Annotated in this window: 9 protein-coding genes and 8 tRNA genes; 4 read left to right on the forward strand and 13 right to left on the reverse strand. The window is 43.1% G+C overall.

Going from position 1 to position 12,073, the window contains the following annotated elements; all coding sequences use genetic code 11:
- Positions 1–418 precede the first annotated feature (418 nt).
- From FFM67_RS11205 to FFM67_RS11220, 4 genes are all read left to right on the forward strand, one after another.
- Positions 419–1,384, forward strand: a complete 966-nt coding sequence (locus tag FFM67_RS11205; protein WP_137614644.1) for an ABC transporter substrate-binding protein — start codon at positions 419–421, stop codon at positions 1,382–1,384.
- Positions 1,385–1,414: 30 nt separating this feature from the next.
- Positions 1,415–2,344, forward strand: coding sequence for an ABC transporter permease (locus FFM67_RS11210; protein WP_137614645.1), 930 nt, complete (start codon positions 1,415–1,417; stop codon positions 2,342–2,344).
- A complete protein-coding gene (locus FFM67_RS11215; RefSeq protein WP_137614646.1) occupies positions 2,322–3,125 on the forward strand; it encodes an ABC transporter ATP-binding protein in 804 nt (267 codons plus the stop codon). Before FFM67_RS11210 ends, FFM67_RS11215 begins: the two co-directional genes overlap by 23 nt.
- Positions 3,126–3,360: 235 nt before the next feature.
- Entirely contained in the window at positions 3,361–4,314 is a 954-nt protein-coding gene (locus FFM67_RS11220; RefSeq protein WP_137614647.1) for a biotin--[acetyl-CoA-carboxylase] ligase, read from the forward strand.
- Between the two features lie 73 nt (positions 4,315–4,387).
- Here the strand turns inward: FFM67_RS11220 and gor are convergent, their stop codons facing one another.
- The 13 genes from gor to FFM67_RS11285 form a co-directional block, all read right to left on the reverse strand.
- Entirely contained in the window at positions 4,388–5,737 is a 1,350-nt protein-coding gene (gor, locus tag FFM67_RS11225; RefSeq protein ID WP_137614648.1) for a glutathione-disulfide reductase, read from the reverse strand.
- A 117-nt stretch (positions 5,738–5,854) separates the two neighbouring features.
- Entirely contained in the window at positions 5,855–7,096 is a 1,242-nt protein-coding gene (locus FFM67_RS11230) for a peptidase U32 family protein (RefSeq protein ID WP_137614649.1), read from the reverse strand.
- Between the two features lie 27 nt (positions 7,097–7,123).
- Entirely contained in the window at positions 7,124–8,038 is a 915-nt protein-coding gene (locus tag FFM67_RS11235) for a peptidase U32 family protein (protein ID WP_137614650.1), read from the reverse strand.
- Positions 8,039–8,285: 247 nt separating this feature from the next.
- Complete coding sequence (locus FFM67_RS11240; protein ID WP_137614651.1) at positions 8,286–10,784, reverse strand: ATP-dependent Clp protease ATP-binding subunit; 2,499 nt, start codon at positions 10,782–10,784, stop codon at positions 8,286–8,288.
- Between the two features lie 5 nt (positions 10,785–10,789).
- Complete coding sequence (locus tag FFM67_RS11245; protein WP_281279109.1) at positions 10,790–11,257, reverse strand: CtsR family transcriptional regulator; 468 nt, start codon at positions 11,255–11,257, stop codon at positions 10,790–10,792.
- A gap of 118 nt (positions 11,258–11,375) precedes the next feature.
- Positions 11,376–11,449 (reverse strand) — tRNA-Pro (locus FFM67_RS11250).
- A gap of 17 nt (positions 11,450–11,466) precedes the next feature.
- Positions 11,467–11,540: transfer RNA gene (locus FFM67_RS11255), tRNA-Arg, on the reverse strand.
- Positions 11,541–11,552: 12 nt separating this feature from the next.
- A tRNA-Leu gene (locus FFM67_RS11260) sits at positions 11,553–11,638 on the reverse strand.
- 23 nt (positions 11,639–11,661) lie between these two features.
- Positions 11,662–11,733 (reverse strand) — tRNA-Gly (locus tag FFM67_RS11265).
- Positions 11,734–11,738: 5 nt separating this feature from the next.
- Positions 11,739–11,811, reverse strand: a tRNA-Thr gene (locus tag FFM67_RS11270).
- 19 nt (positions 11,812–11,830) lie between these two features.
- A tRNA-Leu gene (locus FFM67_RS11275) sits at positions 11,831–11,912 on the reverse strand.
- 9 nt (positions 11,913–11,921) lie between these two features.
- Positions 11,922–11,994 (reverse strand) — tRNA-Lys (locus FFM67_RS11280).
- A 4-nt stretch (positions 11,995–11,998) separates the two neighbouring features.
- Positions 11,999–12,071, reverse strand: a tRNA-Val gene (locus FFM67_RS11285).
- Between the last annotated feature and the right edge of the window lie 2 nt (positions 12,072–12,073).

Here is a 12,073-nt window from a genome sequence, read left to right on the forward strand (position 1 = left end):
CATTCTGCATACATTTTTGAATATTCAGAATATTCTTCTCTTTATTATTGACATCTCATTTTTCTTACCGTATACTAATTTACATCTTAACAAGTTGGAGGTTGTTCTTATGTTAGCCAAACAAAACTCACAACTGAATAACCGCTATTACTTTAGCTATTTTAGATAGGTTTGTATTCATCATGATGGATACAAACGACCTGAGTGTTTTTTGTATCTATGATGGCTAGAGCATTTCAACGTACCAACGGCCGCATAGAGAAAATCTAAGTGGCTTGAATGAAGCAGCATAAATATTTTTGCATTCACATCACCCGCTTAGAGTTTCGACACTTCTAAGCGGGTGATTTTTTTAGTTAAAAAAAGGCTTGGCACAAACAATTGATTACAAAGGATAGATCAAAAGGAGAGAAAGAAAATGAAAAAAACAGTATTAGCAGGAATCGGATTAATTAGTTTATTGATGTTAGGGGCCTGCGGCAGTAAAGAGACAGCCAGCGATGACAACATGAAACACGTAGGGGTTTTACAATTAGTTCAACATGCTTCCTTAGACAACGCCTATGACGGCTTTAAAGAAGGCTTGGCCGAAGGCGGTTATAAGGAAGGTGATAATTTAGAAATCGATTATCAAAATGCTCAAAACAATCAAGATAACTTAAAAAGTATGAGTGAGAAATTAATCAAAGAAGACCCGGATCTATTGTTAGGGATCGCAACACCTGCAGCCCAGTCCTTACTAAACGGCACGACGGAAATCCCCATCGCCGTAACCGCAGTCACAGACTTGAAAGAAGCAAAGTTAGTCAAAAGCGATAAAAAACCCGGCGGAAACGTCACAGGAACAACGGATATGGTGCCGATCGACAAACAAATTGACTTGTTGCTATCGATCGTACCTGATGCAAAATCAATTGGGATCATGTACAACGCTGGCGAAACCAATTCGAAAATTCAAGCGGACTTAGCTGAAAAAGCTTTGAAGAAAGCCGGCGTTAAGGTCAAAATAAAAACCGCCAACACCACCAATGACGTCCAACAAGTTACCGAGTCTTTAGCCAATGAAACGGATGGCATCTATGTACCAACAGACAATACCTTCGCCAGCGCAGCGGCTGTTATCGGTGATGTGGTGAAGGAAAAGAAAATCCCATTAGTCGCCGGCTCAACAGAACAAATCGACGATGGCGGATTAGCTACGGTCGGGATCGACTACAAAGCATTAGGAAAGCAAACCGGTAAAATGGCCGCTAAGATCCTGGACGGTGATGCAAAACCAGCCGACACACCCGTTGAATCTGCGGACACCTTGAAATTAGTGGTTAACAAGGACATGGCTAAAGCTTTAGGCATCGATCCAGACAGTATCAAAGAACCAAAATAATCAAGTTTTCCAAAGAAAGAAGGACGAATCATGAATCTCATTTCTCTATTATTATCTGCAATGTCACAAGGCCTGCTTTGGTCCCTTTTAGCGATTGGGGTCTACATGACGTTTCGCATTTTAGATATTGCAGATCTGACCGCCGAAGGAAGTTTTCCATTAGGCGGTGGGATTGCAGCAATCGGAATTGTCAACGGACTGCATCCAATCGTAGCGACCCTCTTAGCCTTTGGTGGAGGAATGCTAGCGGGGCTCGTTACCGGAATTTTGAACACGAAATTCAAAATTCCTGCTCTGTTAGCCGGAATCATCACGATGACCGGGTTGTACTCCGTCACCTCAAGGGTCATGGGGGCTCCCAACATCGCCTTATTAGGTGAAAGTACCGTCTTCACTGCCGCCCAAAACATGGGGCTATCAAAAAATAATGCGGTCATTCTGATCGGTTTATTGATTGTCTTATTGGTCATCTTACTATTAGTATTATTTTTCCGGACAGAGATTGGCCTAGCTGTTCGTGCGACAGGGGATAATCCAGACATGAGTGAAGCAAACGGGATTCGGACTGAAAATATGAAGCTTTTAGGTTATATGATCTCAAACGGCAGCATCGCTTTATCCGGTGCCCTCCTAGCGCAAAATAACGGCTTTGCCGATTTAAACTCGGGGGTCGGTACCATCGTTATTGGACTAGCATCGATTATTATCGCGGAAGTCTTACTGCGGAACAAACCGATCCTGATCCGTTTATTGACGATTGCCGCAGGCGCGATTATTTACCGTTTCATTTTGGCCCTCGTCTTCGAATTAAATGTCGAACCGACGGATTCTAAATTGGCTTCAGCGATTGTTTTAGTCATCTGCTTATCCTTACCGCAGATTCGAGCAAAATTCACACTAAAGAAGCCGCAAACGGGAAAGAAAGGAGAGAAAAATAATGCAAGCAGTCTTAAAAATTAATAATTTACATCAATACTTTGAACGTGGCACTATCAATGAAAACCATGCGCTAAAAGGCATTAATCTCGACCTAAATCCTGGTGAATTTGTCACGATCATCGGCGGGAACGGTGCCGGTAAATCAACTTTGTTAAATAGCATTGCTGGTACCTTGCCGATTGAGGAAGGCCAAATGTTTCTAAATGAAGAAAACATCACCAAGCATTCGGTCACACGACGCTCAAAAAAAATCAGCCGTGTCTTTCAAGATCCGAAGATGGGGACAGCGGTCCGCTTATCGGTGGAAGAAAATTTAGCCTTAGCCATGAAACGCGGACATAAACGTGGTTTTTCCTTAGGTGTAAAAAATAAAGATCGTAGCTTTTTCAAAGAACAGTTAGCCATGCTGAACCTAAATCTAGAAAATCGGTTAGATGCAGAGATCGGGCTACTTTCCGGCGGTCAACGCCAAGCAATCACCTTATTAATGGCGACTTTGCAACGACCTGATCTGATTTTACTCGATGAGCACACAGCGGCACTAGATCCTAAAACCTCCTTGACCGTCATGGAGCTGACCGAACGCTTGATTCGCGAGCAAGCCTTGACCGCCTTCATGGTGACCCACAACATGGAAGACGCAATCCGTTACGGCAACCGTCTGATCATGCTGCACCAAGGTGAAATCGCGTTAGACCTGAAGCAATCTGAAAAACAAAACTTGACGGTACCAAAATTAATGGACCTATTCCATCAAAACTCTGGCGTCGAGCTTAAAGATGATGCCTTGCTGCTTAGTTAAAGTTAATCATTAAAACGATCCTTCTTTCTTAGCAGGCTGCTTTTACGCAGCCTGTTTTTTTGTTACACTGAGCAAGAAAAGAGCATTTAATTAAGAACGGCTTTCGCGAACTCGGCTTTACTTATTGCTAATAAAGCTAGTTCGTGAATTCAGACATGGATACACCTGCTGTAAAGCGGTCAATTCATGTGAAAAATTTGTACATTCTTTATAAAGAATGTAAGGAGGGATCTCTTTGACCACCAAAGAAAAAGTGTTAGCCCAATTAAAACAAGCAGATCGGATTTTATCCGGAGAAGCCTTAGCCCAAGAGATCGGTGTTTCCCGCACAGCGATTTGGAAAGCCATCAAAGAATTAGAAAAAAAAGGCTATCAGATTCAGCATTTAGCCAATGGCTACCGTTACCAGCCTTCCGATATTTTGGATGCCAAAGAAATCCAAACCCAAATCCAGCAGCCCATCGAAGTTACCGTAGTAGAGACCTCTGCCTCTACCATGAAAGATGCTCAGTTAGCCGTGGTAGAAGGAAAAAAATCACCCTTACTAATAGTGGCGGATATGCAAGAAGCGCCACATGGACGTTTCAACCGGCCTTTTTTTGCCGCCAAGCAACAAGGAATCTATATGAGTCTCTTGTTAGAACCGAGCGAACAGCTACAAGAACTACCGCAATACACCGTCTTAATGGCAGTGGCGGTCGCAGAAGCGATCGATGAGCTGTTAGCAGTTGATAGTCAAATCAAATGGGTCAATGATATTTATTTGAACCAGAAAAAGGTTGCAGGCATTTTGTCTGAAGCAATGACCGATGTTGAAACCAATTCATTAAAGTACATCATCATCGGCATGGGTATCAATTTTTCCATTCCTCAAACAGCTTATCCTGAGGACTTACAAGCCAAGGCGACTTCATTATTTCCCGACGGTAAAGCGTCTGCCACTAGAAACCAATTAATTATCAACATTTGGAATCGGTTCTTTGCACTACTTAACGACCAAAAAACGGCCCTTGAAAGCTACCGTAAAAAATCTTTTGTACTAGGAAAAAAAATTACCTTCAAACGTCAAGACCAGAACTATATCGGAACAGCTGTGGCCATCACTGATACGGGGGAATTAGTCGTTGATCTTGGTACTGAACGCATGACCCTTTCTTCTGGCGAGATCAGTTTAAGTTCGATTCAATAACACTAGGACATTTCATTTTTCAATCTAAACAAAAAAGCGTCTTGCCAACATTAGGCAAAACGCTTTTTTACTGTTAACGCATCGTAACGAATTCCTCACTACCAGTCGGATGGATCGCGACGGTATCATCGAAATCCTTCTTCGTTGCGCCCATCTTGATCGCAACCGCAAAACCTTGTAGCATTTCATCGACCCCCACACCGATTGCGTGAAGTCCGATGATTTTTTCTTCTTCGCCTAAGCAGACGAGTTTCATCTCACATTTTTGACGATAATCACTTAACGCAAAATACATCGGCGTAAAACGTGAACGGTAAACCTTGATTTGCTCCTTGCCGTGACGCGCAATCGCCTCTTCTTCTGAAATCCCAATCGTCGCGATCGTTGGATGAGTAAAGATTACGGTCGGCACATTTTCATAGTCTAAAAATTCTTCCGATTTGCCGTTGAAGACCCGCTCAGATAACCGACGACCCGCTGCGATCGCCACAGGCGTCAAGTCGATCTTGCCAATTACATCCCCAACTGAATACACGCCGTCGCTGGTCGTGTTTTGGAACTTATCGACGATCACAAAGCCTTTTTCATTCAAAGTAACGGACGTATTTTCCAAACCAAGCTTATCGGTATTAGGCAAACGGCCACCGGCAAATAAGACTTTATCCCCAGACAAGGTATTGCCATTTTCAAAGTAGACGGTGTAGGTGCCGTCAGCATTTTGCTTGATTTCTTTGGCTACGTGATGGTCATAGAGTTTCATATGATTGTCACGATAAATCTCTACTAAATTTTCTGTAATCATTTTATCAAAGGTCCGTAACGGATGATCATAGCGAAACGCCCAATGAACCTGCGTCCCCATGCCTTGCAACACGCCGCTTAATTCCGCCGCGATGTAGCCTGCACCTAAAACAACCACTTCTTTCGGTTGTTCCGTCAATTCAAAAAAGCCATTCGAATCAATCGCCAACTCACCACCAGGAATCTTCATTTGACTTGGCCGACCACCAGTAGCAATCAGAATATGAGGCGCCGTATACTCTTCACCATTCACGGTTACTACATGATCGGATTTAAAGGTCGCATAGCCTTCGATTCGTTCAACGTGGTTGCTGTCTAATCCGCGATAATACGCACCGTGTAAAAAGTCGATATATTTCTCACGACGGGCTACTAATTCGTTAAAATCAAATTTTTCAACCGCTGCTTGCACACCGTAACTAGGTGCATCTCGTTCGATCGTCTCTAACATCGTACTCGCTTGCCACATGACTTTTTTAGGCACGCAGCCGACATTGACACACGTCCCGCCAATTTTATTCGCTTCAATTAATAATACTTTTGCCCCATACATACCGGCCCGATTCGCTGACGCAATTCCGCCGCTACCGCCGCCGACCACAATGTAATCATATTCTTTCATTCATCTGCCCCCTAGTTTTCCTGATAAAGTCATTCTAATCCATTTCTTGTGAAAAAGACGTTTTTTTGCCTAGATCGTTAGAAAAAGACCACCTTGAATGTAAAGGTGGTCGCATGTTTACTCTTTTTTCTTCCGGATCATATCTCCCGGTTTGACTGGTTGTGCCACTGGCATCGTTAAGACCATCATTGGGTTAGGCGCCCGGTCGATGGATTCTCCTTCATCATTTTTCATTTCGGTAATGGTTTGTTCAAAATGATGGAAGTTCGGACCATAAAATTCGATCTCATCGCCGATGCTAAAATGATTCCGTTGGCGAACGGTCGCAATTTTGCTAGCTTCGTCATAGCTCAAGACTTCGCCGATGAATTTATAAACCGGAATTTTACGACGGGGACCGAATAATTGTTCGTTTTCCGTCGGTACATTGTAGTAAAACCCGGACGCTAGTTCACGTTGGGCGACTTTCCATAATTCATCAATCCATTCTTGTTTGCAGACATAATTCTCAGGATCAGAAATATAGCTGTCCACCGCCGCTTTATAAACATTCGAAACGGTTGAAACATAGTGAATCGATTTCATTCGGCCTTCGATCTTCAAGCTATCCACGCCGTTTTCAATCAAATCAGGAATATGTTCGATCATAGACATGTCCACGGCACTCATGGAAAATTCTTCCGTCACATCGCCGTTCTCCGTCAATGAATGATGTTCGTTGGCAAAAGGCATATCGAATAATTCATATTTCCAACGACAAGATTGCGAACAACCACCGCGATTGGCATCCCGCATCGACATATGATTCGATAGCGTACAACGACCGGAATAAGAAATACACATTGCGCCATGAATAAAGGCTTCAATTTGAATATCCGTATGACGACGAATTTCCGCTAATTCCTCCATCGAAACTTCCCGAGCCAAAACAACCCGTTCCAAGCCTTCGTTTTGCCAAAACTTCAAAGTCTCCGCATTGGTAGCCGATGCTTGGGTCGATAAATGAATCTCTAAGCCCGGTGCTTCACTGGCACAGATCTCGATCAAAGCAGGATCGGAAATGATCACCGCTGAGATACCGATGTCTCGTAATTTCTTGAAAAATTCGCCGGCGCCTGCTTCATTTCCTTCATGAGTCACCATGTTAGCTGCTACATATACTTTCGCGCCATACTGTTTTGCAAAAGCCACGCCCTCTTCCATTTCTTCAAAAGAAAAGTTGCCCGCCCGTGACCGTAGACCATAGGCGTCGCCACCAATATAAACGGCATCCGCGCCATAATGGATTGCCGTTTTTAATTTTTCCAATGTCCCAGCTGGTGCTAACACTTCGGGACGTTTTAATTTTCTCTCTGTCATGCTGCTGCTCCTTGTTCCAATTTGACCTTATTTGATCGCGGTTGGATCTAAGTGATAAAACCCAGTATCCATACCCCGTTCAACCGGATGGTATTTTTGAATTTCTTGCTGCGCGCTGACTAGCGCCGCTTCGTTCCAAGTCTTTTGCTCAACTGCGGCTTTCGCCGCCGCAAAAATTTTTGCGATCGCTACGAAATTTTCACCAGGTGTAAACAACCCATCTAATTTCCACGTTTGATACCCCGTTTGATTTAATTCCGCTACTTCATTAATCAGATTTAAATCATTGTCAGCAAAAATATGCGTGCCATGCTGATCCTCATAAATCGAATAATGCGTTTCCGCCTTCTTCGGCTCAGAGATAAATAAGCCCCGCTCTTTTGCTACGCTTTCCTCTTGCTTCGTATAATTGAAATAATTATCTAGCAAAGGACGCTTTGATTGATGAATACACGTCGCCCCATAAACAAGAATTTCTACCGGAACATCTACGTGGCCTTTTAGTTTTTTCATTTCTTCAAAAGGAACTTCTCGCGCTAAGACCGCTCCAACAGCGCCCTTTTTCTGCCAAAAATTGATTTGGCGAGCATTTGTCACCAAGGTTTCAGCATCATAAATATAAGGCAAATCATATTCTTGCAATAAATAAATCACACCCGTATCACCAACAACTACATGATCTGGCTGCGCTTGTGCCAAAAAGGCTAAGTATTCAGGAATTTTTTTCATTTTTCCTGGATGCATGATGCCATTCAACGCAATATTGACTTTCTTCCCTTGACTATGTGCCAAATGAATCAAGTCGATTTGCTCCTGACGAGAAAAAGAATGCGGCAATCGCAGCCCAAAATCCTCTTCTCCTATGTATAAAGTATCCACGCCGGCCGCCAATAAGGCTTTTGCTTGCGTCATTGATTCCGCCGTCGCAATTAATTCGATCATGGTACGTCCTCCTAATTCAAAAAGTCCCACGGATACCCGCTGTCTTCAGTCCATTCAACGAAGCAATTCGTCTGAAGCCTGTCACTCATCATAAAATAGCGGGCATCTTTTTTAGACTTTCCCATACTATCACAGCTTTCCAAAGTTTCCAACTAAGCGTTAGCAGTCGTCACCTAAATTTTCTTTCCAAACTTCTAACACAAAAAAGAGGAGGGGAAAAACCCCATCCTCTGATTGATTAAAGTGATTAAACTTTTTCTGGTATCTTTTCTTCTTTGTGATTTTTGACCGTCAACGTAATCTTGCCTTTGCTGGCGCCAATCGTCACAGTATCACCTAATTGAATTTGACCAGACAATAAAGCTTCAGCCAAGCGGTCTTCGATTTCCTTTTGCAACGCTCGACGAATTGGACGCGCGCCATATTCAGGATCAAATCCAACTTTGCCGATCACATCATAAGCAGCTGGTGTGATTTTTACTTTGATTTCATGTTCCTTCATTCGATCCAAGACAGAACGGCTCATAATTTTTACAATCTCATGAATTTGTTCTTGATCCAATGAATGGAAGACAACCGATTCATCGATTCGGTTAAGGAATTCTGGACGGAACGCTTTTTTCAATTCTTCCATGATCCGTTTTTCCATCGCTACGTGGTCTTTGGTAATATCCTTCACGGTAAAGCCGACATTTTTTTCTTCTCGAATCTCTGTCGCTCCGATATTCGACGTCATAATCAAAATCGTATTGCGGAAATCCACTTTCCGTCCTTTAGAGTCTGTTAAATGACCGTCATCTAAAACTTGTAATAAAATATTAAAGACATCTGGATGTGCCTTTTCTACTTCATCTAACAAAATAACAGAGTAAGGCTTTTGACGAATTTTTTCTGTCAGCTGTCCGCCTTCTTCATAGCCAACATAGCCCGGAGGCGAACCAATCAAACGACTCGTGCTGTATTTTTCCATGTACTCAGACATGTCCACTCGAATTAACGCTTCTTCACTGCCAAACATTGCCTCGGCTAAAGCCTTCGCTAATTCTGTTTTACCAACACCAGTAGGGCCTAAGAACATAAATGAGCCAATCGGACGATTCGGATCTTTCAACCCGCTACGAGCCCGACGAATCGCCCGAGAGATTGCTTGGACCGCTTCTTCTTGACCAACAACTCGTTTATGCAAGACCTTCTCCAAATCTAACAAGCGTTGACTCTCTTTTTTCTCTAATTGTTGTAATGGGACTCCTGTCCATTGGGAAACCACCGCAGCTACGTCTTCATCCGTTACTTGATCAAGATACCCATTTTCTTGTTTCGCTGCTTTAATTTTGGCCTGTTCAAGAATCTCCGCTTGTTGCTTTTCTTGTAACCGTAAACGAGCGGCTGCTTCAAAATCTTGGTTTTGAATGGCCTTCTCTTTCTCAGAAACTAACTCAGCAACTTCTTCTTCCAGTTCAGAAAGTTCCGATACTTCATCCGTAGAATCCAAACGAACCTTTGCAGAAGACTCATCCATCAAGTCAATGGCTTTATCCGGCAATTGACGAGAATTAATATAACGAACGGATAAGGATACCGCCGCATGTAAAGCTTCATCGGTAATCTCTACACCGTGATGGTCTTCATACCGTGGGCGCAAGCCCTTCAAAATTTCTTCTGCTTCTTCTGGCGTTGGTTCTTCTACTTGTACCCGTGCAAAACGTCGTTCTAAAGCGGAATCTTTTTCAATATACTTTTGGTATTCATCTAAGGTCGTAGCACCAATCGTTTGCAACTCTCCACGAGCTAATGCTGGTTTCAAAATATTGGAAGCATCGATTGCGCCTTCAGCACCACCAGCCCCAATTAAAGTATGCAATTCATCAATGAACAAAATAATTTGTCCGTCATGGTAAATTTCATCAATTACTTTTTTCAAACGATCTTCAAATTCACCACGATATTTAGTACCGGCCACTAATGCACCCATATCCAGCATCATCAGACGTTTTCCCCGCATATCCTCTGGCACATCACCAGAAATAATCCGCTGCGCTAACCCTTCGACGATCGCTGTTTTACCTACACCAGGTTCACCTACTAACACAGGATTATTTTTGGTGCGACGACTTAAAATTTGAACAACCCGACGAACTTCACTGTCTCGACCAACAACTGGGTCAAGCCGCTTCTCACGTGCCAATTTAGTTAAATCCCGTGCTAACCCATCTAACGTTGGTGTCCCTTGAGAATTATTGGATGCGGGTTTAGCCGCCGCTTTACGACGATTTCCTGCTCCCTGGTTGCTATTTCCAGTTTCATTAACGCCCATTTTTTTCAATAACAATTGACGCATCTTAGGTAAGCTCAAACCTAAATTGACTAAAATATGCGACGCTAAGATTTCATCGTCTCGCAACAGCCCCAGTAAGATGTGTTCTGTTCCGACTAATTTCGCGTTAAAACGTTTCGCTTCATCATCGGCAAAAATCAATATTTGTTTGGCTCTAGGAGAATAGGGTAAGTAGCCACCTTCAGGATAAGACTTGACTGATCCATATCCGGTCATGTGCTCAATTTCTTCACGAACATCATTTTCATTCGAACTCATTTGCCGCAATGTTTTGCCCGCAATTCCTTGCTGCTCAATCACTAAAGCTAGCAATAAATGTTCTGAGCCAACCGAGCGATGTTTAAAATACTTGGCCTCTTGCTGAGCAATGGCCAAAACTGCTTTTGCACGTTCTGTATACAGCTGATCCATATCCCTCACTCCTTCTTCTCATAACTTAAACGTTCCAAGAATCCATGAAGAATTCTTGCACGCAGCCTATTTTCAATCTGACTAATTCCAAGACTATTTTTAGAAACTGCACTTAACATTAAATTACCTTCATTTTCAGTAATAATAGTCTCTTCAAACAATTTTTGAATAATCCCAAAAGCATTCGCCTCAGAAATCTCATTACCAAATGAATCCATCAATTGTTCCAAAAAGTAATGTTGATCAGAAATCTTCACTTTACTGATTCGAATATAGCCGCCACCGCCGCGTTTGCTCTCCACCAAATAGCCCCGTTGAAAAGTAAAACGTGTATTGATGACATAATTTATCTGGGAAGGGACACAATTAAATAATTGCGCCATTTCAGCTCGACGAATTTCAATTATTTCACTATTTTCTAAAATATTTTTCAAGTAAGATTCGATCAAATCAGAGGTATTTCTACTCATAATACCGCCTCCTATTGACTATTCCTGACCATAATTATATCGAATTTAGCGTCTGAAATAAAGGAGAATGACTTTCTTAAATTTTGGGTAAAAAAAAAGAAGGTTTTCACCTTCAATTTAATCGGGAAGACAGGATTCGAACCTGCGACACCTTGGTCCCAAACCAAGTACTCTACCAAGCTGAGCTACTTCCCGGAAAACAAAAAAAACGATGCACCCGAGAGGACTCGAACCTCTAACCCCTTGATTCGTAGTCAAGTACTCTATCCAATTGAGCTACGGGTGCTTATTTTGTTAATGCCGAGGACCGGAATCGAACCGGTACGGTGATCACTCACCGCAGGATTTTAAGTCCTGTGCGTCTGCCAGTTCCGCCACCCCGGCGTGCTTCCCCTGGTCTTCAGGAAAGCGGAAAACGGGGTTCGAACCCGCGACCCCCACCTTGGCAAGGTGGTGCTCTACCACTGAGCTATTTCCGCGTCGATGCCGGCTAAAGGATTTGAACCCTCGACCCTCTGATTACAAATCAGATGCTCTACCAACTGAGCTAAGCCGGCAACTACAAAAAAAATAAAATGCGGGTGAAGGGACTTGAACCCCCACGCCGTAAGGCGCTAGATCCTAAATCTAGTGCGTCTGCCAATTCCGCCACACCCGCATATACTTATGAGCCGTACTGGGCTCGAACCAGTGACCCTCTGATTAAAAGTCAGATGCTCTACCAACTGAGCTAACGGCTCAAAATGGGGGTTAACGGGTTCGAACCGCTGACCCTCTGCTTGTAAGGCAGATGCTCTCCCAGCTGAGCTAAACCCCCAT

Source organism: Enterococcus viikkiensis, from assembly GCF_005405345.1.
Classification (GTDB): Bacteria; Bacillota; Bacilli; order Lactobacillales; family Enterococcaceae; genus Enterococcus_A; species Enterococcus_A viikkiensis.